This window comes from Kitasatospora sp. NPDC004272, assembly GCF_053603035.1.
In genome coordinates this window covers 1-19,698 of record NZ_JBSGET010000100.1, presented here as the reverse complement: position 1 = coordinate 19,698, position 19,698 = coordinate 1, and the positions used below count along the sequence as shown (strand labels likewise).

Annotated in this window: 18 protein-coding genes; 8 read left to right on the top strand and 10 right to left on the bottom strand. The window is 77.0% G+C overall.

Annotation, left to right across the window (positions count from 1 at the left end; all coding sequences use genetic code 11):
* Nucleotides 1-82 precede the first annotated feature (82 nt).
* Nucleotides 83-694 (bottom strand): hypothetical protein, encoded by a 612-nt coding sequence (locus tag ACWEO5_RS26695; protein ID WP_452164778.1) that lies wholly within the window; start codon nucleotides 692-694, stop codon nucleotides 83-85.
* 176 nt (nucleotides 695-870) lie between these two features.
* Nucleotides 871-1,407, bottom strand: a complete 537-nt coding sequence (locus ACWEO5_RS26690; protein ID WP_452164777.1) for a hypothetical protein — start codon at nucleotides 1,405-1,407, stop codon at nucleotides 871-873.
* Nucleotides 1,408-1,596: 189 nt separating this feature from the next.
* Here ACWEO5_RS26690 and ACWEO5_RS26685 point away from each other — a divergent pair, with 189 nt between their 5' ends.
* Together ACWEO5_RS26685 and ACWEO5_RS26680 are read left to right on the top strand one after the other, a co-directional pair.
* Nucleotides 1,597-2,016 carry a YciI family protein gene (locus ACWEO5_RS26685; protein WP_344556692.1) on the top strand — a complete coding sequence of 140 codons (420 nt, stop codon included), beginning with the start codon at nucleotides 1,597-1,599 and terminating at the stop codon, nucleotides 2,014-2,016.
* Nucleotides 2,016-3,302, top strand: a complete 1,287-nt coding sequence (locus ACWEO5_RS26680; protein WP_452164776.1) for an RNA polymerase sigma factor — start codon at nucleotides 2,016-2,018, stop codon at nucleotides 3,300-3,302. Before ACWEO5_RS26685 ends, ACWEO5_RS26680 begins: the two co-directional genes overlap by 1 nt.
* Nucleotides 3,303-3,518: 216 nt before the next feature.
* On the opposite strand, the gene ACWEO5_RS26675 is transcribed toward ACWEO5_RS26680, so the two are convergent.
* From ACWEO5_RS26675 to ACWEO5_RS26665, 3 genes are all read right to left on the bottom strand, one after another.
* Nucleotides 3,519-5,231, bottom strand: a complete 1,713-nt coding sequence (locus ACWEO5_RS26675) for a GAF domain-containing protein (RefSeq protein ID WP_452164775.1) — start codon at nucleotides 5,229-5,231, stop codon at nucleotides 3,519-3,521.
* 159 nt (nucleotides 5,232-5,390) lie between these two features.
* Nucleotides 5,391-6,149, bottom strand: coding sequence for an ATP-grasp domain-containing protein (locus ACWEO5_RS26670; protein WP_452164774.1), 759 nt, complete (start codon nucleotides 6,147-6,149; stop codon nucleotides 5,391-5,393).
* Nucleotides 6,146-7,012 (bottom strand): ATP-grasp domain-containing protein, encoded by an 867-nt coding sequence (locus ACWEO5_RS26665; protein WP_452164786.1) that lies wholly within the window; start codon nucleotides 7,010-7,012, stop codon nucleotides 6,146-6,148. Before ACWEO5_RS26665 ends, ACWEO5_RS26670 begins: the two co-directional genes overlap by 4 nt.
* A 235-nt stretch (nucleotides 7,013-7,247) precedes the next feature.
* Here ACWEO5_RS26665 and ACWEO5_RS26660 point away from each other — a divergent pair, with 235 nt between their 5' ends.
* The 3 genes from ACWEO5_RS26660 to ACWEO5_RS26650 all read left to right on the top strand — a co-directional run bounded on the left by ACWEO5_RS26660 (nucleotide 7,248) and on the right by ACWEO5_RS26650 (nucleotide 9,485).
* Entirely contained in the window at nucleotides 7,248-7,934 is a 687-nt protein-coding gene (locus ACWEO5_RS26660; protein WP_452164773.1) for an AAA family ATPase, read from the top strand.
* A 153-nt stretch (nucleotides 7,935-8,087) separates the two neighbouring features.
* Nucleotides 8,088-8,987, top strand: coding sequence for a hypothetical protein (locus ACWEO5_RS26655; RefSeq protein WP_452164772.1), 900 nt, complete (start codon nucleotides 8,088-8,090; stop codon nucleotides 8,985-8,987).
* A 162-nt stretch (nucleotides 8,988-9,149) separates the two neighbouring features.
* Complete coding sequence (locus ACWEO5_RS26650; protein WP_452164771.1) at nucleotides 9,150-9,485, top strand: hypothetical protein; 336 nt, start codon at nucleotides 9,150-9,152, stop codon at nucleotides 9,483-9,485.
* 7 nt (nucleotides 9,486-9,492) lie between these two features.
* Here ACWEO5_RS26650 and ACWEO5_RS26645 read toward each other — a convergent pair whose 3' ends face one another.
* The 3 genes from ACWEO5_RS26645 to ACWEO5_RS26635 all read right to left on the bottom strand — a co-directional run bounded on the left by ACWEO5_RS26645 (nucleotide 9,493) and on the right by ACWEO5_RS26635 (nucleotide 12,706).
* Nucleotides 9,493-10,140: a response regulator transcription factor gene (locus ACWEO5_RS26645; RefSeq protein ID WP_344556685.1), complete on the bottom strand. Its 648-nt coding sequence runs from the start codon at nucleotides 10,138-10,140 to the stop codon at nucleotides 9,493-9,495.
* 27 nt (nucleotides 10,141-10,167) lie between these two features.
* On the bottom strand, nucleotides 10,168-11,748 hold the full coding sequence (locus ACWEO5_RS26640) for a sensor histidine kinase (protein WP_452164770.1): 1,581 nt from the start codon (nucleotides 11,746-11,748) through the stop codon (nucleotides 10,168-10,170).
* A gap of 109 nt (nucleotides 11,749-11,857) precedes the next feature.
* On the bottom strand, nucleotides 11,858-12,706 hold the full coding sequence (locus tag ACWEO5_RS26635) for an NAD(P)H-binding protein (RefSeq protein ID WP_452164769.1): 849 nt from the start codon (nucleotides 12,704-12,706) through the stop codon (nucleotides 11,858-11,860).
* Nucleotides 12,707-12,821: 115 nt separating this feature from the next.
* Between ACWEO5_RS26635 and ACWEO5_RS26630 the strand changes: the two genes are divergently transcribed.
* The gene (locus ACWEO5_RS26630) at nucleotides 12,822-13,265 is read left to right on the top strand and encodes a MarR family winged helix-turn-helix transcriptional regulator (protein ID WP_452164768.1); all 444 of its coding nucleotides are present in this window, start codon (nucleotides 12,822-12,824) and stop codon (nucleotides 13,263-13,265) included.
* A gap of 84 nt (nucleotides 13,266-13,349) precedes the next feature.
* Here ACWEO5_RS26630 and ACWEO5_RS26625 read toward each other — a convergent pair whose 3' ends face one another.
* Nucleotides 13,350-14,813: an alpha/beta hydrolase family protein gene (locus tag ACWEO5_RS26625; protein WP_452164767.1), complete on the bottom strand. Its 1,464-nt coding sequence runs from the start codon at nucleotides 14,811-14,813 to the stop codon at nucleotides 13,350-13,352.
* Between the two features lie 253 nt (nucleotides 14,814-15,066).
* On the opposite strand from ACWEO5_RS26625, the gene ACWEO5_RS26620 reads away from it, so the two are divergent.
* The gene (locus tag ACWEO5_RS26620; protein ID WP_452164766.1) at nucleotides 15,067-16,326 is read left to right on the top strand and encodes a sensor histidine kinase; all 1,260 of its coding nucleotides are present in this window, start codon (nucleotides 15,067-15,069) and stop codon (nucleotides 16,324-16,326) included.
* Nucleotides 16,323-16,985, top strand: coding sequence for a response regulator (locus ACWEO5_RS26615; RefSeq protein WP_452164765.1), 663 nt, complete (start codon nucleotides 16,323-16,325; stop codon nucleotides 16,983-16,985). The genes ACWEO5_RS26620 and ACWEO5_RS26615 overlap by 4 nt, the downstream gene beginning before the upstream one ends.
* 152 nt (nucleotides 16,986-17,137) lie before the next feature.
* Here the strand turns inward: ACWEO5_RS26615 and ACWEO5_RS26610 are convergent, their stop codons facing one another.
* A complete protein-coding gene (locus ACWEO5_RS26610) occupies nucleotides 17,138-19,618 on the bottom strand; it encodes a SpoIIE family protein phosphatase (protein ID WP_452164764.1) in 2,481 nt (826 codons plus the stop codon).
* Between the last annotated feature and the right edge of the window lie 80 nt (nucleotides 19,619-19,698).

The following is a 19,698-nucleotide window of genomic DNA, read 5'->3' as shown; positions in this document are numbered from 1 at the left end:
CCGCGCCGACGGCCGGCAGGGCGGCGCCCGCCCAGTGAGTCCGCACCCGGTCGGTGTCCGCCCTTGTCCGGTCCTCGACCGCCTAGTCCCGGCCGTCCGGCTTCAACGGCCTGCCCTCCAGGGACGTGGTCGTGAGCGAGACGCGGAGTTCGGTGGTGACGTCGGTGCTGCTGGCCACCGCGCAGAGCATCTCCAGCAGGACGAAGCCCACCCGGTGCTTTCCCCGCACCATGCGGCCGGGGCCGAGGACGCCGCCGATCCCGTCGAGCAGCCAGTCGTGGACGCTCTGCGCGTCGCCGTCCTGCCACCCTTCGAAGGCCGCCGCCTCGACGGCGAGGGCCAGTCGCTCGGCCAGGTACGCGGGGTCGTGGACGGTCCCGAAGCGGATGGTCAGTCGCTCGAACTCGTGGCCCGCGCGGAACTCCCAGAACGCCCACAGCTCGTCGAGGCCGTTGGCCCTGGGCGTGGCTTCGAGGAGCCAGTGGTAGCGCTCCAGGGAGGGGGCGTGGAGGTCCAGCCACCGGTCGCGTTCGCTCGGCAGCACCACCCACGGGCCCGGGACCTCTTCGAAGGCCGGCCAGTCCGCCTCGGGGCACTCCCACCGCCCGGTCCACGCGCGGACCCGCTCCCGGTTGGCGATGAACTTCGCCCGTGCGTCGTCCGCTTCCCGTCGCTTCCGCCTGCCCAGGACCATGGGTGCCCGCCTCCCCGATCGCTCCCGTCGCCCCGCCCCCGTGCTCGTGCGCGGCTCACGCCCGGCGGGTGGGTGCCGAATCAGCGTATCGACACCGGGGGTTGTTCGAAAACCGTTGCCGCCCAACGGTGTTGGGGTTCCGGCCGCCCCGCCACCAAGCTCTGTGGGCAGTACGCCTAGCCGCAGTGGGTCTCGGGGTCGTAGGTGCTGTGGTGGACGGTCACCTGGTAGACGTCGGGGCCGAGGGTGCCCTCGGGTCGGAGGGCGACCGTCAGCAGGGTGGGGCGGCCGTCGACCTTCCGGGAGAAGCACAGGTAGCCGTGGGGGTCGCCGGCCGTGGTGTCCGTGGTGTCCTCGCCGAGCTGCCAGCCGTCGGCGGCGGCGGCCTCGCGGTAGAAGTCCACCACCTCGGTGGGCGGGCCGGGGTGGCGGTAGAGCCGGCCGACCCGGAGCCACGGGGTGACGGAGTCGCCCACGCACCCGGCCTCGATCTCCTTGCTGGTGTGGCTGAGTTCGTACTCCCAGTTCACGGGGGTCGCCCCGGCCGGCGCGGACTTGCCGACGGCCAGCCCCTTCAGGACGTCCAGCCGCTCCGCGCTCCCCGAGCAGGTGCCCTTCACCCCCATGTCGTCCCCCACCAGGGGGCCGCAGCCGGTCGCGGCCAGCACCGCGAGCGCCGCGCCCGCTCCCCACCCGGCGATCCGCCCCGCCATCCGGCACCTCCCCGTCCACCGGAATGATCATCAGTCCGGAAGCCTGGAGCCTACCGAATCCCCAGGTCGGTCCACCCACCGGGAAGATCCGGGAAATTCCCGGCCGCCGGTGTCGATCCGCCCCCGCGCCGTTCGACCTTGGGATAGAAGAGGGTCCGGAAGCGGATCCCGGGAGCGAGGAGCAGGACGATGGCGAAGTACATGCTGATCATGCGGGCGACGGACGAGACGCTGGCGAAGATGTTCGAGACGCCCTTCGAGGAGATGCTGGAGACGACGGGCCGGGTCAACCAGGAGATGATCCGGGCGGGCGTGCTGATCGCGGCCGAGGGCCTGGACGACCCCGCCCAGGGCGTGGTGGTGGACTACGACGGCGAGGCGCCGGTGGTCACCGACGGCCCGTACGGGGAGACCAAGGAGCTGTTCGGCGGCTTCTACCTGATCGACGTGGCCTCGAAGGAGGAGGCCGTCGAGTGGGCGAAGCGGCTCCCGGCGCTGCCGGGCGCCAAGTGCGAGGTGCGCCGCGTCCCGTCGATCGACGAGTTCCCGCAGGACAACGAGTGGATCGCGCTGGAGCGGGCGTGGCGCGAGCGGACCGGTCAGCTCTGATGCCCGCGACCGACGACGGCGGCCCGCCGGACGCGGGGGCGGTCACCGAGCCGGCCCGGCGGGCCGTCGCCGCGGTCTGGCGGATCGAGTCCGCCCGGATCGTCGGTGCGCTGGCCCGCTGGACCGGCGACTTCGCCCTGGCCGAGGACGTCGCCCAGGAGGCGCTGACCGAGGCGCTGGTGGCCTGGTCCCGCGACGGCGCGCCCGCGAACCCGGTGGGCTGGCTGCTGACCGCCGCGCGGCGGCGGGCGATCGACGCCTTCCGCCGCCGCACGGCGCTGGACGAGCGCTACGGCCTGCTCGCCGCCGAGGTGACCGAGGCCGCCCCGGACGAACCGCCCTGGGACCCGGACCGGATCGACGACGACGTGCTGGCGCTGGTGTTCACCGCCTGCCACCCTGTGCTCTCCCCGGAGGCCCGGGTGGCGCTGACGCTGCGCGTGGTGAGCGGCCTGTCCAGCGAGGAGATCGCCCGCGCCTTCCTGGTGCCGGTGCCGACCGTGCAGGCCCGGATCACCCGGGCCAAGAAGACCATCGCCGCGGCCCGCGTCCCCTTCGCCCTGCCGCCCGCCGAGGAGCGCCGGGCCCGGCTGGGCGCGGTGCTGAGCGTGCTGTACGTGGTGTTCACCGAGGGCTCGACGGCGACCGGCGGGGACGACCTGCTGCGCCCGGACCTGGCCCACGAGGCGCTCCGGCTGGCCCGGACGCTGACCGCGCTGCTGCCCGGCGAACCCGAACCGCACGGCCTGCTGGCCCTGTTCGAGCTGACCGCGGCCCGGTTCCCGGCCCGCACCGGCCCGGACGGCGAGGCGGTGCTGCTGGAGGACCAGGACCGCACCCGCTGGGACCGCTCGGCGCTCCGCCGCGGCCTGGCCGCCCTGGGCCGGGCCACCACCGCCGGGCGCGGCCTGGGCCCGTACGGGCTGCAGGCGGCGATCGCGGCCTGCCACGCGGTGGCGCCGTCGGTGGCGGAGACCGACTGGGAGCGGATCGTGCTGCTGTACGAGGCGCTGGGGCGGGTGGCGCCGTCCCCGGTGGTCGAGCTGAACCGGGCGGTGGCGGTCGCGATGGCGAGCGGCCCGGCCGAGGCGCTGGCCCTCGTGGACGAGCTGCTGGCCGCCGACCGCCTGCCGGGCTCGCACCTGCTGCCGGGCGTCCGCGGCGAGTTGCTGACCCGCCTGGGCCGCACCGCCGAGGCCCGCACCGAGCTCGAACTCGCCGCCCGGCTGTGCCGCAACGCCCGCGAACGCGCCGTCCTGCTCCGCAAGGCGGCCGCACTGGGCTGACCCGCACTGGGCTGCCCCACCCCGGACCGCCCCGAACCGCCCCGGACCGCCCCGCCCCGAACTGCCGGATCGCCGGACCGGCCGGGGCGGGGCTTCCCCCGGCGCCCGCCCCCGTCCCGTCCCGTCCCTTCCCGCCCCCGTCCCGTCACTGCTCCGGGTGCGGTCCCCCGCCGGGTGCGGTCCCCCGCCGGGTGCGGTCCCCCGCCGGGTGCCGCCTCAGTGCCCCAGCGGGGCCGTCCAGTTGAGGACGGTGCCGCCGGCGGGCGGGGCGGTGACGGTGAGGGCGCCGCCGAGGGCGTGGGCGCGCTCCTCGATGTTGCGCAGGCCGCTGCGGCGGCCCTGGGCGGGGATGCCGACGCCGTCGTCCTGGACGGTGAGGGCGACCTGGCCGCCGGTGGCCTGCAGGGTGACCTCGACCCGGCCGGCCTTCGCGTGCCGGGCGGCGTTGCTGAGCGCCTCGCCGAGGACGGCCACCAGGTGGTCGGCGACGGCGGGCGGCACGTCGGTGTCGAGCAGGCCCTCCATGCTGAGCCGGGGCGCGAAGCCGAGGGTGGCCTGCGCCTCCTCGACCACGTGCACGGCGCGGGCCCGCAGGCCCTGCCCGGCGCCGGCTTCGCGGACCCGCAGCCCGAAGATCGTCGAGCGGATGATCTTGATGGTCTCGTCCAGGTCGCCGACGGCCCGCAGGACCCGGTCGGCGGCCCCGGGGTGGTCGATGAACCGGGAGGCGCTCTGCAGCGTCATGCCGGTCGCGAACAGCCGCTGGATGGCCAGGTCGTGCAGGTCCCGGGCGATCCGGTCGCGGTCCTCCAGGACGGCCAACTGCTCGGCGTCGCGCCGCCGTTCGGCCAGCTCCAGGGCGAGCGCGGCCTGGTCGGCGAAGCCCAGCAGCGGGTCGATCTCGCGCTCGGTGAACTCGGCCCCGCCACTGCCGCGCACCAGCAGCAGCACGCCCTCGGTGTGGCCCTCGGCCCGGCCCAGCGGCACCGCGACGGCCGGCCCGGTGCCCGCGAAGCGCGACACCCGGGCGGGGAAGCGCGGGTCGTCCGCCAGGTCGGGCGAGGTCACCGGGAAGCCCGCCGCGCAGGCCGCGCCGGAGAGGGTTCCCTCCAGCGCCACCTCCACCCCGACCCGCCCGTTGACGTCCCCGCCGAGCGCCAGCTCGACCCGCAGTCCGGCCCCGTCGGGCAGCGCGGTGAGCACGTCGGCCAGTTTCGCGCCGGAGATGTCGCAGGCCCGCTGGGCGATCAGCTCCACCACCTGGGTGCGCGAACTGCCGGACAGCAGGCTGCGGTTGATCTCGGCGGTGGCGGTCAGCCAGCGCTGCCGGCGCTGCGCCTCCTCGTACAGCCGGGCGTTGTCGATGGCCACTCCGGCGGCCACCGCGAGGGTGGCGATCACCGACTCGTCGTCGTCGTCGAACCCGGCGGCACCGCGCTTGTCGGTCAGGTAGATGTTGCCGAACACCTCGTCGCGCACCCGCACCGGCAGGCCGAGGAAGGTCCGCATCTCGGGGTGGTGGGCGGGGCAGCCGGTGGACGCCGGGTGCTGCTTGAGGTCCTCCAGCCGCAGCGGGTGCGGGTGCCGGATGAGTTCGCCGAGCAGGCCCTTCCCGGTGGGGTAGGGGCCGATCCGGGCGATCTCCTCCTCGCTCAGGCCGACCGTGATGAACTGGGAGAGGGTGTCGCCGTCGGGGCCGATGATGCCGAGCGCCGCGTACTTGGCGTCGGCGAGGACGGCCGCGGCCTCCACGATCCGGCGCAGCACCTGGGTCAGCTCCAGCTCGCGGCCGACCGACAGGACGGCCTCCAGCAGGCTGTGCACCCGGTCCCGGGTGCCCCGGGCCACGTCGATCCGGGCCTGCAGCTCGGCCAGCAGCTCGTCCAGCCTCAGCTGCGGGAGCCGCGACCGCGGTTCTTCCTCGCGCACCGCGCTCCTCCTCGTCCGGATCTCCGTCGCCGATTCTCGCAGACGCCGGGGGCCGGGTGGACCCACGGGGTGCGAATGCGATAGGTCCGGAACCGGCAGGTCACGGCGGCACGCTCCGCCGGGCGCGCTCCAGCGGCGGCAGGCCCCACGGCACGCGGCTCAGCGGCGGGCGGTGCGCAGCACGAGCGCGGCGAGCGCCGCCGGGGCGCCCGGCTGGTGGCGGACGCCCGGGAAGGCGTTGACGTCGACGGCGACGGGGCCGTCGGGGCCGGACAGCAGGTCGACGCCGTACACCTGGAGGCCGAAGGCGGACCCGGCGGCGAGGGCGAGGGCGCGCTCCCGCTCGTCGGGCGCCCAGGGGCGGCGGGCGGGGTCGCCCGGGGCGAGTTCGGAGCGGCGCTGTTCGGCGAAGACCTCGCCGCCGACCACCCACACCTTGCGGTCCCAGCCGTCGCCGTCCACCGGACGCTGGAGCAGGACCTGCTCGGCGGGCCACAGCGCGACGAGTTCGCGCCACCGGCCGGGGTTGTCGGCGCGGGCCACCAGGTCCTCCTTGCGGCTGCGCAGGCTCTTGACCACCACCGGTCCGTCCCAGCGGAGTTCGCCCAGGACGCCGGTGGCGAGGGTGGGTGCGAACGGCAGGCCGGCCGCCCGGGCGGTGCGCTCCATCAGCGCCCGGTCCTGGCAATCGGCGGTGGCGGCGGCGGAGTTGAGCACGGGGGTGCCGGTCTCCTGGTACCGCTCGGCCCGGCGCAGCGACCGCGCGTCGCGGGCCTTGAGCAGCACCACGTCCGCCGGCTCGTCGGGGCCGACCGTCACGTGCCCTTCGGACTCCAGGAGTCGGCGCGCCCCGGCGAGCAGCGGGTGGTCCGGTTCGCGGGCGATCAGGGCGATCCGCAGCGGTGCCGACGGGCTCATCCGGCGACTCCGGCGTCGGTGAGCAGCGGGCCCGCGCCGGGGGTGGGCCAGGAGGAGCCGGTGCGGGCGAGCCGGACCACCGCGTCGGCCACCCGCTCGACGGCGCGCGGCACCTGGCGGAAGCTCGGGAAGTCGTTGACGTCGACGACCACCGGGCCGTCCGGGCCGATCAGCACGTCCAGGCCGTACAGGTCGAGGCCGAAGACCTCGCCGACCTGCGCGGCCAGCGCGGCGACCTCGCGCGGCAGCGGGACGGGTCGCTCCACGGCGGGGTGGTGCGGGTGCAGCGGCGAGGTGCGCCGGGTGGCGAAGAACTCGCCGCCCGCGCAGTACACCTTCAGGTCGCAGCCGTCGTTGGGCACGTAGGGCTGGGCGATCAGCAGCCCGCCGTCCGCGGGGGCGGCCAACCCGGCGAGCTGCTCCGGGCGTTCGACCAGGTGGACGGCGCGCCCCGAGGAGCCGTCGGCGGGCTTGACCACCAGCGGGTAGCGGCGGGCGCCGATCGCGGCGAACGCGGCCGGGTCGGCGGCGGCCCAGGTCCGCGGCATCGGCAGGCCGTGCAGCGCGGCGACCACGGCGGCCCGCGCCTTGTCGCGGACCGGCCGGATCGCCCGGGCGTCGTTGACGGTGGTCAGCCCGGCCGCGGCGGCGGACTCCAGCAGGCCCAGGCCCGGGCCGCCGGAGACGGTCTTCAGCACCCAGGCGTCGTGCTTGCCGCTGCGCACCAGCTTGGCGAGGTCGAGCAGGTCGGCACCGGGCCGCAGCACGTCCACCCGGTGGCCGGTGGCCCGCAGGTGCTCGACCACGGCCAGCGGCATCCCGTCGTTGCGGTAGTGCTCCTCGACCAGGAAGCAGAACCTCATGTGCCCCACGTGCCCCCACCCCATCTTTCCCACGGTTCCCCTGCGCCCCGGGCGAGTTGCCCCGGGGAGAATCGCATCCGCCCACCCTGCCACGGATCATCCGCCGGATTTCACCCAGGGTGTCCGGGAACGGAAACAGCCGCGTCACAGCTGGGTCGCCGCACGCCTGGAACCGGATCCCCCGGGCATGACGTTCACATGACGCCCCCTTGGCACACTCTTTGAGGAGGACCGCGTGCACCCGCTGCTGCGCCCGCACGACCGGCACGACCTGACCGGACGCCCCGCCCCGGCCCGGCTGGCCTACCCGGCGGGCGACGTGCTGGTGGTCTCCGGCCTGCCCGGCAGCGGGAAGAGCACCCTGATGCGGCGCTGCGCCCGGGCCGCGGTGATCGACTCCCAGCACACCCGGGCCGCCTTCGCCCGCGCGCTGCCCGGCGTCCCGTACGCGCTGTACCGGCCGCTGGTCCGGCTCGCCCACTACCTGCGGCTGCGCGCGGCGGTCCGGGCCGGCGGCCCGCTGGTCGTGCACGACTGCGGCACCCTGCCGTGGGTGCGCCGGGCGCTGGCCCGGGCCGCCGCCCGGCAGGGCCGCCGGCTGCACCTGCTGCTGCTGGACGCCAGCCCCGCGCAGGCCGCCGACGGGCAGCGCCGCCGCGGCCGCCGGGTCTCCCGGTACGCCTTCGCCCGCCACCGCCGCGCCTGGGCCGCCCTGCGCGCCCTGGCCACCGCCGAGGGCCCGCTCCCGCCGGACGTGGCCTCCGCCGTGCTGCTCCCGCGCGCGGCCGCCGCCCGGCTGCGGGCGATCGAGTTCACCGCCCCCGCCGACCGGTCGAGCGCCCCGCACCCCGCACCCGCCGCCCCTCCCGCCGCCCCTCCCGCCGTCCGCCGCGAGCCGCTCCACGTGGCCACCACCGGCTGAGCGGTCTCCCCAAGTCCCGTCCCCCACCGGACGATCGGGCCCCGCCCCCCGGGTCCGCGGGCCCCGACCGCCGCCGCCCGCGGGTTGCGGCGAACGGCTGAGCCGCCCCGCGCGTCGCCCGGCGCCGGGGCCGGGCCTGGCTAGTCTCCCGCCATGGGCACCCCCGAACGCACCCCGGAGCGCGCCGCCTCGCCCGCGCCCGTGTCCGCTCCGCCGTCTTCCCCCGCGCCGTCCTCCCCCGCGTCGTTCTCCCCCGCGCCGGCGCAGCCGCTCCGCGGCCCGCAGGCCCGCCGGATCGCCGACCGGCTGTCGGTGCTGTTCCGCGTCCCGTTCGAGCCGCAGTACGAGCCGCAGCCCGGGTCGACCGGGCCGCGCTGGACGCTGCGGTGGTACGACGGGCCGACGGTGGACGCGGTGCGCTCCGCGCTGGGGCGGCTGTTCCCGGACGGGGCGGCCGGGGCGTTCGCGGTGCGCCGGGACCTGACCACCCGGGCGCTGGTGCTGGCCGCGATCCGGGAGACCCGGGCCGGGGCGATGCACCGCTCGGTGGGCAGTTGGGGCCAGCGCTACCACCTGGAGCAGCTGCTCGCCGGGCAGGAGCACCCGGACCGGCCGGAGGGCCCGCGCGAGGCGGCGATGCTGGAGCGGCTGCTGGCGGCGGCCACCGCCGAGTCGGCGCGCGGCCCGGCGGCCCCGGACCTGTCCCGGGCGTTCGACCTGGTCGCGCGGGACGGGGTGGCCTGGCTGCTGCCCGAGCACCGGCTGGCCGGGCCCGCCGACCGGGACGCGCTGGCGCTCGCCCCGCTGGAGTACCTGACGTCCCGTTACGCCACCGGCGTGCACCGCACCGCGTGGGAGACCGCGCTGGCCGTGCTGCCGCTGCGCGCCGCCGTCACCGCCGCCCACCGGGACCCGGAGCCGGACCCGGACGCGGCCCGGGCGGCGCTCGCCCTGCTGCCCGCGCTGCGGGCCCAGTTGTCGGCGGAGGTCGACGCGATCGGCGACCGACTGGCCGCAGCTGCCGCCGCAGCACCCGCCGAGCCCGTCGCCTGAGACCCTCCCGGCAGCGTATCGACCCCCATTCTGCCTGTTCACGGCCGCTTCCGGTAGGAGCGAGCGCACATCCCTCCGCCCTTGTCCGGCACGCCCGGTGGGCCGCAGACTCGTCCGCATTCCCCCTTGGACGAGATCGATGGGAGTCATGTGTCCTCACGCGTGGATCAGGAACTCGCACTGCGGGCCCGGGTGTTGCTGGCCGGCAGCGAGCCGCCCACCCCGTGGCAGGCGTACCGGGCGCACCGCCTGCTGGCCCGGGAGAACCCGGCGGCGCACCTGCCGCGGCTGGCGCTGGCGGCGATCGAACTGACCAACCACTACCCGGTGTTGCTCCGGCCGGATCTGCAACTCGTCCTGATGGAGGAGGCGTTGGCCGCCGCGGCGGCCATCCCGGCCCAGGACCCGTTCCGCCCCGAGGCGTTGCGGCGGATCCGCAAGGCGTACACGGAGCGGGCCGCCCAGTTGGGCATCGCCCTTCCGTCCGAATGGAGTTGACGGACCGTCAGAGTTCCGCGTCGCGGGCCAGCAGGGCGGCCTGGACCCGGTTCTCGCAGTCCAGTTTGGCGAGGATCCGGCTGACGTAGGTCTTCACCGTCGCCTCGCTCATGTGCAGCCGGGCGCCGGTGTCGGCGTTCGACAGGCCCTCCCCCAGCAGATCGACCACGGCGCGTTCGCGCGCGGTGAGCACGGCCAGCCGCCGCCTGGCCCGTTCGCCGCGCGCGGCCGCCGGGCCGTCGGCGAGGCTGTCGACGATGTGCCGGGCGGCGGCCGGGGAGAGGAAGGCGTGGCCGGTGGCGGCGGCCCGGACGGCCTGGATCAGTTCGCCGGGGGCGGTGTCCTTGAGCAGGAAGCCGGCCCCGCCGGAGGTGATCGCCCGCAGCACGTTCTCCCGCTCGCCGAAGGTGGTGAGCACGATCGCCCGGGCGCCCGGCGCGGCCCGGGGCAGTTCGGCCAGCGCGCTGAGCCCGTCCATGACCGGCATCCGGATGTCCAGCAGCACGACGTCCGCGGCGAGTTCGGCGGCCAGCCGGAGCGCCTGCGCCCCGTCAGGGGCCTCGCCGACCACCTCGATGTCCTCCGCCGAGGTGAGGATCATCCGGATACCGGCCCGGATCAACGGCTCGTCGTCGGCCACCAGTACCCGGATCACCGCGCGTCCCTTCGTCCCCAGTGCGTCCTACACCTTCCCACGGAAGTGCTGCTTCTCCACCAGCCGGCCGTCCTTGAAGCAGAACCGCAGCACGTCCTGGCCGTCCGTCCCGCTGCCGCGGTCGCTGGCGAACCAGCGGCAGTGCGCGCCCTCCGGCACCGGCGGGCCGATCCTGTGGAAGTCGCCGGTCAGGAAGTCGCTGCCGACCGGCAGGCGTTCGTTGACGGACTCCTCGCTCTGGCCGACCTCGATCGAGTCGTACAGCTTCACCGCCACGGTGGCGTCCCGCAGCGAGCTGACGAACACGATGGCGCCGACCGCGGCGACCGCGGCCACCGCCCCGAGCACGCCGAGCGCGCCGAGCGCGCAGCCCAGCGCGGGACGGCGGCGCTTGCCGGGTTCCTCCAAGTCACCGGACAGCAGGGCGAGTTCCTCGTCGTCGGGGACGGCGGCCCGGGCCCCCTCCGGGGTGTAGGGCAGCATCCCGGCCAGCCGGAAGCCGCCGCCCGGCTGCGGCCCGCTGTGCACCATCCCGCCCAGCAGCCGGGCCCGTTCGCGCAGCCCGGTCAGGCCCTGCCCGCCGGAGACCGCCGCCGCGCCGTCCCCGCCGGGGCCGTTGGCCACCTCCACCACCAGCGCGTCCGGCTCGTACCGGACGGTCAGCGTGATCGGCGCGCCCGGGGCGTGCTTGTGCGCGTTGGTCAGGCCCTCCTGGGCGATCCGGTACGCGGCGTGGCCGGTGGCGGCGGCCAGCGGGCGGGCGGCGCCCTCGTGGCGCAGTTCGATCCGGGTGCCGGCCGCGCCGGAGGCGGCCGCGAGGCGCTCGATCGCGTCGACGCCGCCGGGCGCGGTCGCGGTGTCCTCGCGCAGCAGGCCGACCACCTCGCGCAGTTCGCGCATCGCGCCGGTGGCGGCCTGGCGCAGCACGGCGACGGCCTCGCGCTGCTGCTCGCCCAGGGTCCGGTCGACCTCCAGGGCGCCGGTGTGCACGGCGATCAGGGCGAGTTGGTGCCCGAGGCTGTCGTGCATGTCCTGGGCGATCCGGTGGCGTTCGCGCAGCCGGGCCTGCCGGGCGATCATCACGCGTTCGCGCAGCAGTTGCTCGTTGCGTTCGCGCAGGCTGGCCAGCAGGGCGACGCGCTGGGCCCGGTAGCGTCCGATGACTGCGGGCAGCACGCCGACCAGCAGGTACCCGGCGACGCACAGGCCGAGCAGGACGGGCAGCGGGAAGTGGTCGCGCCGGTTCTGCAGCAGGGCGACGCCGAGGGTGGCCGGGAAGCCGAGCGCCAGCACCGCGGGGGCCCGCCAGGGCCGGTTCAGCCGCCGGCCCGCCGAGTACCCGGCGGTGACCAGCAGCGGCAGGAACCCGGACGGCCCGCCCATCCCGGCCGCCGCCACCACCAGCACCGGCCCGGGCAGCCCGCGCCGCAGCGCGTACAGCACCGCACTGCCCCCCACCACCAGCCCCGACGGCCAGCCGCCGCTGTCGCCGGCCTGCAGCAGCGCCGCCAGCGCGCACACCAGCAGCCCGCCCAGCACCTCCCGGACGGCCGTCCACCACCGCCAGGGCCCCGGGAACAGCCGCCCCCACCACGTCCGCGTCCTCACCCCGCGACCCTAGCCATCCCCGCGCCCGGCCCGCTGCCCCCGAAAGTCGACGCCGCGCACCGACGTTGGTCGCGGCCGGGGCCGCCGGGGCCCACTGCCACCGCCGGGCCTACCGGAAGGCGTCCGCGTGGCGGGCGCACCAGGCGGCGAAGGTGCGCGGGGGGCGGCCGAGCAGGCGGGCGACGGTGTCGGTGCGGAAACCGGTGGTGTCGGCGCGCAGCAGGGCGAAGGCTTCGGTGATCGCCGCGGCGAGGGCGGCGGGGGCGCCGGCCGGGAAGCGGGCCCGGACGGCCTCCTCGGGGGTGGCGGTGGGGCGGACCTCGATCGGGCGGCCGGTGGCGGCGGCGAGCAGGGCGACCTGTTCGGCGACGGTGAGCGCCTCGCCGCCGGTGAGCGCGTAGTGCTCGCCGAGGTGGCCGTCCCCGGTGAGGACGCGGGCGGCGACGTCGGCGATGTCGGCGGGGTCGATCGGGGCGAGGCGGCCGGGGCCGACCGGGTCGAGGACGTAGCCGCCGGCGCGGACGGTGTCGGCCCATTCGAGGGCGTTGGTCATGAAGCCGCCGGGCCGCAGGACGGTGAACGGGACGCCGCCGCCGCGGACGGTCTCCTCGCGGGCGTGGTGCCAGCGGCCCATCGCGGGCATCGGGTCGCCGAGCACGTTGGCGGAGGAGAGGTGCACCAGGTGCCGCACCCCGGCGGCGCGGGCGGCGGCGACGGCGTGGGCGGTGTGCTCGGTGCCGAGGCCGGGGGTGAGCAGGAAGAGCCGCTCGACGCCCTCGAACGCCGGGGCCAGGGTAGCGGGTTCGCCCAGGTCGCCGACGGCGCGTTCGATCCGGGCGGGCAGCGCGGCGGCCCGGGCCGGGTCACGGACCAGAACGCGCACCCGGGCGCCCTTCCCGTCGAGCGCCCGGACCAGTTCGCGGCCGACGTTCCCCGTCGCACCGGTGACCAGTATCATCGTTCCCCCTGAAGACATTAGCCGTCTATCGATCTCTCGACGGGAACGTTAGCCGGGAACTGATTAGCCGTCAATCGACCTGCGGTGCCCGCCGGGCACCGAGCGGAGGCCCGCCATGCCCGAATTCCTGGACCTGCACGGCCGGACCTCCAAGGTGCTCCGGGCCGCCGCCGAGGCCGGCATGCGCCGCCACGGGCTGCACCTCGGCCAGAACCTGCTGCTCGCCGCCCTGTGGGAGCAGGACGGCCGCACCCCCGGCGAGATCGCCGCCGCCCTCGGCGTCACCACCCCCACCGTCGTCAAGATGGCCACCCGGATGGCCACCGCCGGCCTGCTCACCCGCACCCGCGACGAACGCGACCAGCGCCTGGTCCGCCTCCGGCTGACCGACGCCGGCCGCGCCCTCCAGCAGCCCGTCGAGGCCGAACGCCGCCTGCTGGAGGAACGGGTCACCGCCGACCTGACCCCCGAGGAGCGCCGCCACCTGCTGAGCGCCCTCGCCAAGGTCCACCGCGCGGCCGCCGCCGCCCTGCCCGCCGCCCCGCCCGCCGAGCAGTAGCCGGGAGACGAACAGCCGGCCAGGCGGACGGACGGGCGGACGGACGGGCGGACGGACGGGCGGACGAGGGCCGCTGACGGCAGGTCAGCCGGTGGTCGGCCGGTGCACGGTGAGGGCGCCGTAGGCCGACAGCGGGCCGGCCGGGTCGCCGCCGGGGGCGGGCCGCAGGGTGGCGTCCAGAAAGGCGAGCGTGGCTGCGGCGACCAGGCGCGGGGCGCCGGTGCGGCCCAGCGAGCCGACCAGCGAGGGCACCGGCGGCAGGTACAGGGGCGCGTCGGTGAAGCTGAGGTGGGCGGCGCCGGGGACGGTGAGCCGGTAGGTCGGCGCGGTGTCGGCCGCCAGCGCCTCGGCGAGCCGGGGCGGGTAGCGCGGGTCGGTGTCGGGGGTGGTCTCCTGGACGAGCGCCAGCACCGGCTGGTGCAGTTCCGGCGCGGCGGGGCCGTGCGGGAAGCCGTCCAGGTCGATCACGGCGCCGATCCGGGCGTCCCGGCGGGCCGCCTGGAGCGCGGCGGCGCCGCCCATCGAGTGCCCGGCCGCCGCGACCCGGCCGGTGTCCAGGCGTCCGGCCAGCGGGTCGGCGCCGTCGTGGTCCAGCCCCTCCAGCCGGGTCAGCACGAAGCCCAGGTCGGCGGCCCGGACCGCCGTCCAGTCGGCCGCGAGCTTCTCGTCGGCGTCCCGGTCCCCGGTGGAGGAGGTCGCGGACCGGACGGTGCGGCCGTCGTCGAGGACCACCGCGGCGCTGTCGTACGGGTGGTCCAGGGCCGCCACCAGGTAGCCGTGGCTCGCCAACTCCTGGGCCCAGGCGGTGTTCTGGGTGCGCGCCCCGCCCGATCCGGGCGAGAACAGCACCACCGGGAACCGCTCCGCCCCGTCGGCCACCGGTGCCCCGGCCACCGCCCGGCCGCGGGCCCGCGCCGCGTCGTCGAACAGGAACCCGGGCAGGCCCGCCCCGGCCGCGAGCGCCCCGGCGACGGTGCGCGCCTCCGCCCCGGTGCGCCCCAGGTAGGGCGCGCCCGGCGTGCCCGCCGGGCTCTCCCGGGCCGGGTACCAGAGCTGGACGACGAGGGTGCGCCGGTCGTCCGGGTCGGCCGTGAAGGTCTCGGGCCGGTCCGGGTCGGTCCACTGCAGCACCCGGGTGCCGACCGCGTAGGGGCCCGACGGCGCGGGGAACACCGGCGCGGGGAACGCCCACGCCGCCACCGGCCCGGCCGCGACCAGCCCGAGGCAGGCCACCGCCCCCGGCAGCGCCAGCCACCACGGCGCCCGCCGCGCCGCCCGGCCGGATCCCCGCCGCCGCACCAGCGGGACCAGCGGGGCCAGCGCGAACGGCAGCACGGCGCCGCCGCCCGCCAGCACCGGCCACAGCTGCCAGCGCACCCCCGTCACCCCCAGCAGCGCGGCGGCCGCCGCGAAGACCGCCGCCGCCCCGACGGCGGTCCGCGAGCGGGCGGCCGGGGGCAGCCAGCGCGCCACCACCAGGACGGCGGCGGCCAGTACGGCGAGGAACTCCAGTGGGGACAGCGAGGGCCCCGCGATCGTCTCGGTCACCCCGCCATCCTCGGAGCGCGCCGCCCCGCGCCGCATCGCCCGCCGGTCGCCTCCCCGCCGCCACCCCGGTCGCACCCGGACCCGCCCGCCCGGCCCCCGCCCTGCGACCCGGGAAGGTACCGCCCCTCCTCCTGCGGTCGTACCCGGCCCCGCCCCGCTCCGACGGCGGACTCATGCGCACCGCCGCCACCGCCGCCTAGCGTGGCGGCACCGGGCCGAAGCCGCCCCGCCGACCGACCGACAGGAACCCGCCATGACCGAGGCGGACGCAGCCCACTCGCCGCGCCACCACCTCCTCCGACTCCCCTATTCCGCAAGGGAGTTGCTACTTCCGCTGCTACTGCTGCCCGCACTGCTGCTGCACGCCGCCGCCACCTGGCCGGCCGGGCGGCTCCCGGTGGTCGCGGGCCTCACCTGCGCCCTGGTGCTGCCGCTGCGGTGGCGGCGCCGGGCCCCGCGCGCGGTGTTCGGGGCGGTGGCCGCGGCGGCGCTGCTCCAGTGGCTGGCCGACGTCCAACTACCTGCGGACGCGGCCCTGTTGGTGGCCCTGTACGCGGTGGCCGGGCAGGCCGGGCGGCGGGCCGCGCTGACCGCCTGCGCCGTCGCGGAGGGCGGGGCCCTGCTGGCCTGCCTGCGCTGGGCCGCGCCGGGCGCGTTCCTCGCCCCCTTCGTCGCCCTGAGCGCGACCGTGCTCGCCGTCGCCACCCTGGGCCGGCGCGCCCGGACCGCCCGGGCCCACCTCGTACTCGCCGCACAGCGCCAGGAGCAGCGGACCCGGCTGGCCGTCACCGAGGAGCGGGCCCGGATCGCCCGCGAGGTGCACGACATCGTCACCCACCACCTGTCCGTGATGGTCGCGCTCACCGACGCCGCCCTGCAGGCCCAGCACCGCTCCCCTGAGAAGGCCACCACCGCCCTGCGCGGGGCCGCCGAGACCGGACGGCAGGCCCTCACCGACATGCGGCGCTCACTCGGCCTGCTGCGCACCGGTGCGCCCGACGCCCCGGACTCACCGGAGTCACCGGACGACCTGACGGCACCGACCGCACCGAACCACCCGCTGCCCGGCCTCGCCGAACTGGCCGCGCTGGCCGACCGGATGCGCGCCGCCGGGCTGCCGGTCCGGGTCGAGATCTCCGCCGACGGCGACGGCGACAGCGACAGCGACGCCCGCGTCCGCCTGCCCGCCGGTGTCCAGCTGACCGTTCACCGCCTGGTGCAGGAGGCCCTGACCAACACCTTCAAGCACGCCCCCGTCGGCACCCGCGCCGCGGTCCGCGTCCACTGCTCGGCCGCCGCCGTCACCGTGCACGTCACCGACGACAGCCCCGCCGTCGGCGCCCCCGCGACCGTCCCGGCCCCGCCGCGTCCGCCCGGCCGGGGCCTGCCCGGCATGCGCGAGCGCGCGGCCGCCCACGGGGGCACCCTGCGGGCCGGACCGCGGCCCGGCGGCGGCTGGGAAGTGCACGCCCGCCTCCCGCTCACCGGCTACCGCCGGGGGGTGCCCGCGTGACGGTCCGGGTGCTGGTCGCCGACGACGAGGCCCTGCTGCGGATGGCCTTCACCACGATCCTGGGGGTCCAGCCCGACCTGGCCCCGGTCGGCGAGGCCGCGGACGGCGCGGAGGCGGTGCGGCTGGCCCGGGAGCTGCGCCCCGACGTCGTCCTGATGGACGTCCGGATGCCCGGGACGGACGGGATCGAGGCCACCCGGCAGATCGTCCGGCTCGCCCCGCGCAGCCGGGTCCTCCTGCTCACCACCTTCGACCTGGACGAGTACGCCTTCGCCGGGCTGGCCGCCGGCGCCGCCGGCTTCCTGCTCAAGAACACCCGGCCCGAGGAACTGCTCGCCGCCGTCCGCAACGTGGCGGCGGGCGAGGGCGCCCTCTCCCCGCGGATCACCCGCCGCCTGCTGGACGACTTCCGCCCCCACCTGCCCACCCGCGACACCGCCGAGCGGCACGCCCGGCTGGCCCTGCTCAGCGCCCGCGAACGCGAGGTCCTGGTCGAGGTCGGCCACGGCCGCTCCAACGCCGAGATCGCCGCCGCCCTCCACCTCGCCGAAGCCACCGTAAAGTCCCACCTGGGCCGCGTCCTGCACAAACTCGCCCTCCGCGACCGCGTCCAAGCCGTCGTCTTCGCCCATGCCTGCCACCTCGTCCGCCCCCGCTGACCCCCGTCCCGTCATCGACCGCCCCTCACTCCCCCAGCCGTGCCACCAGTACCGCCACGTCGTCCGCCCGCCACCCGTCGTGCCGCGCCTGCCCGACCAGCCCACCCATCCACCCGTCCCCGCCCCAGCCCCTCACCCCCGACCCGGCCCCCTCACTTCACCTCCCCCAGCCGGGCCACCAGCACCGCCACGTCGTCCGCCCGCCACCCGTCGTGCCGCGCCTGACCGACCAGCAGGTCGGTGAGCGGCTCCAGTTCGAGCGTGGGCGCGTGGGCGAGGGCCGTGCGGAGGCGGTCGATGCCCTCGGAGAGCGTCGCGGTGGCGGATTCGACCAGGCCGTCGGTGTAGAGGACGAGGGTGGCCCCCGGCGGCAGCCGGGTCTCGGTGGCGGGGAAGTCGAGGTCGTGGTCGATGCCGAGCAGCGGTCCGCCGGCGAGGTCGAGCACGGTGGTGCGGCCGTCGGCTTCGCGCAGCAGCGGCGGGGGGTGGCCGGCCCGGACGGCGCGCAGGGTGCGGGTCGCGGGGTGCAGGCGCAGCAGGCAGCAGGAGGCGAGCAGGCCGGTGTCGAGGTCGAGCAGCAGGTGGTTGGTGCGCCGGGCGACGGTCTCGACGGGTTCGTCTCCGCTGGCGAACGCCCTTACCGCGCTGCGGAGTTGGCCCATCAGGGCGGCGGCCTTGACGCTGTGGCCCTCGACGTCGCCGATGATCAGGACGACACCGCCGTCGGGGGTGGGCAGGACGTCGTACCAGTCGCCGCCGATGTCCATGCCGCGGGTGCCCGGCAGGTAGCGGGCGGTGGTGGCGAGGCCGGGGACGGCGGGGAGCCGGTGCGGGAGGAGGGCCTGCTGGAGGCCGCGGGCGACGGCGGACTCGGCGTCGTAGAGGCGGGCGCGTTCGAGGGCCTGGGCGATCAGGCCGCCGAGGGCGGTCAGGACGGAGCGGTCCTCGGCGGTGAAGACCCGGGGGCGGTCGAAGCCGAGGATGAGGCTGCCGACGGGGTGGCCGGAGGCGATCAGCGGGAGGAAGGCCCAGGCGCCCATCTCGTCGCGGGGGATGCCGGGGTAGGCGGCGGAGAGTTCGCGCGGGGTCTCGAAGAAGACGGGGGCGCCGGTGGTGAACACTTCGGTGCCGGGGAGCCGGGCGCGGATCGGGGTGCCTTCGAAGGGGTCGAGGAAGCCTTCGGGGTAGCCGGTCTGGGTGACCAGGTGCATGCGGCCGGCGCGGGCCAGGTAGAGGGCGAGTTCCTGTCCGCCGAAGCCGGGGAGGATCTGGTCGGTGACGGCCTCGGCGACCTCGCGGACGGTGACGGCCTCGGTGAGCGCGGAGGCGAGTTGCAGCAGGTGGTAGACGCCGCCGAGGGGTGCGGGGGTGGGCGGCGGGGCTTCGGGGAGGGTGGTGTCCGCACTGGGGGCGGCGGGGACGATCCGGCCGGTGAGGCCGTGCGCGTCGGGGTAGAGCGAGAAGGCCAGCCAGTGGTGGGGCGGGCGGCGGGCGAGGAACGCGGTGGGCTGCTGGGAGAGCATCGCGGAGCGGTAGCGGTCCTCGTAGGCGGGGTCGCCGAGCCAGCTCAGCGCGTCCCAGGGGCGGCGTCCGAGCAGGTCGGCGCGGGTGCTGTGGAGCAGCATCTCGGCGCTGCGGTTGACGTAGCCGACCCGCCCGTCGGGGTCGAGCGCGAAGACGCCGTCGCGGAGGCGTTCGACGGCGGCGGTGGCGGCCGCGGCGGCGGTGGCGTCGAGCACCGCGACGACCAGCCGGGCCGGGTCGGCGACGGGCCGGCCGTGCAGGTCGAGCTGCCGGGTGCCGCCGCCGGGTTCGCGCAGCCGGACGCGGCGGGTGAAGGGGCGGCCCTGCCGGGCGGCGCGGCGGGCGGCTTCGCGCAGCGGGGTGACGTCCTCGGGGGCGAGGCGTTCCAGCAGGGTGGCGCCGCGGCCGTCGAACGGGCCGGTGCCGAGGATCTCGCGCAGCCGGTCGTCGGGGGTGAGCCGGCCCGTCGTGAGGTCCCAGTCGAAGAAGCCGACCCGGACGCCGTCGCCGCCGGGCACCGGCAGCGGCACCACGACGGGCGGTTCCTCGCCGCCGACCGGATCGCCGTGCGGGAGCAGTCCGGTGGCCAGCCGGTTGCCGGCGGTGCGCAGCTGGCGGCGGGTGGTGGCGGGCGGGCGGCTGCCGTCGGCGGGCCAGAAGACGGCGATCACGCCGTAGTCGTGGTCGCCCGCGGTGACGGGGGTGGTGGCGGAGGCGTGCGCGTAGGGGAGTCCGACGGCGAGGCGGGGGTAGCGGCGCATGGTGTCGTCGGCGTCGGCGAGCACGATGGTGCGGCCGCCCCGGTAGGAGTCGGCGACGGGCAGCGGGGCGGCGACGGCGATCCGCTGGAACGGTTCGAGCAGGGTGAGCGGGATGCCGACGACGGCGGCGACGACCAGCGAGCGGCGGTCGGCGGAGTGCAGGTAGAGCACGCCCCCGTAGGCGGCGGTGGCGCGGACGGCGCGCAGCAGGCCGTCGGCGAGCAGTTGCTCGACGGCGGCGTCCCGGCGGGAGCGGGCGTCGCCGGGCGGGGGGCCGGTGCGCGTCGCCGGGCCGGGGTCGGTGCGTGGTGGCGGGCCGCTGGGGTCCGCCGGGACACCCGGGCGCATGTTCTTCTCTGTACGCCGCCGTCCGGGGCGCGTCAAACGGGGGACGGCGCCGGTCCGTCCGGGTGACCGACCACGGCGTG

Coding starts and splice junctions, on each gene's coding strand:
- ACWEO5_RS26695 (WP_452164778.1), bottom strand. CDS start 694: ATGGTCCTGGGCAGGCGGAAGCGACGGGAAGCGGACGACGCACGGGCG.
- ACWEO5_RS26690 (WP_452164777.1), bottom strand. CDS start 1,407: ATGGCGGGGCGGATCGCCGGGTGGGGAGCGGGCGCGGCGCTCGCGGTG.
- ACWEO5_RS26685 (WP_344556692.1), top strand. CDS start 1,597: ATGGCGAAGTACATGCTGATCATGCGGGCGACGGACGAGACGCTGGCG.
- ACWEO5_RS26680 (WP_452164776.1), top strand. CDS start 2,016: ATGCCCGCGACCGACGACGGCGGCCCGCCGGACGCGGGGGCGGTCACC.
- ACWEO5_RS26670 (WP_452164774.1), bottom strand. CDS start 6,149: ATGAGCCCGTCGGCACCGCTGCGGATCGCCCTGATCGCCCGCGAACCG.
- ACWEO5_RS26665 (WP_452164786.1), bottom strand. CDS start 7,012: ATGAGGTTCTGCTTCCTGGTCGAGGAGCACTACCGCAACGACGGGATG.
- ACWEO5_RS26655 (WP_452164772.1), top strand. CDS start 8,088: ATGGGCACCCCCGAACGCACCCCGGAGCGCGCCGCCTCGCCCGCGCCC.
- ACWEO5_RS26635 (WP_452164769.1), bottom strand. CDS start 12,706: ATGATACTGGTCACCGGTGCGACGGGGAACGTCGGCCGCGAACTGGTC.
- ACWEO5_RS26630 (WP_452164768.1), top strand. CDS start 12,822: ATGCCCGAATTCCTGGACCTGCACGGCCGGACCTCCAAGGTGCTCCGG.
- ACWEO5_RS26620 (WP_452164766.1), top strand. CDS start 15,067: ATGACCGAGGCGGACGCAGCCCACTCGCCGCGCCACCACCTCCTCCGA.
- ACWEO5_RS26610 (WP_452164764.1), bottom strand. CDS start 19,618: ATGCGCCCGGGTGTCCCGGCGGACCCCAGCGGCCCGCCACCACGCACC.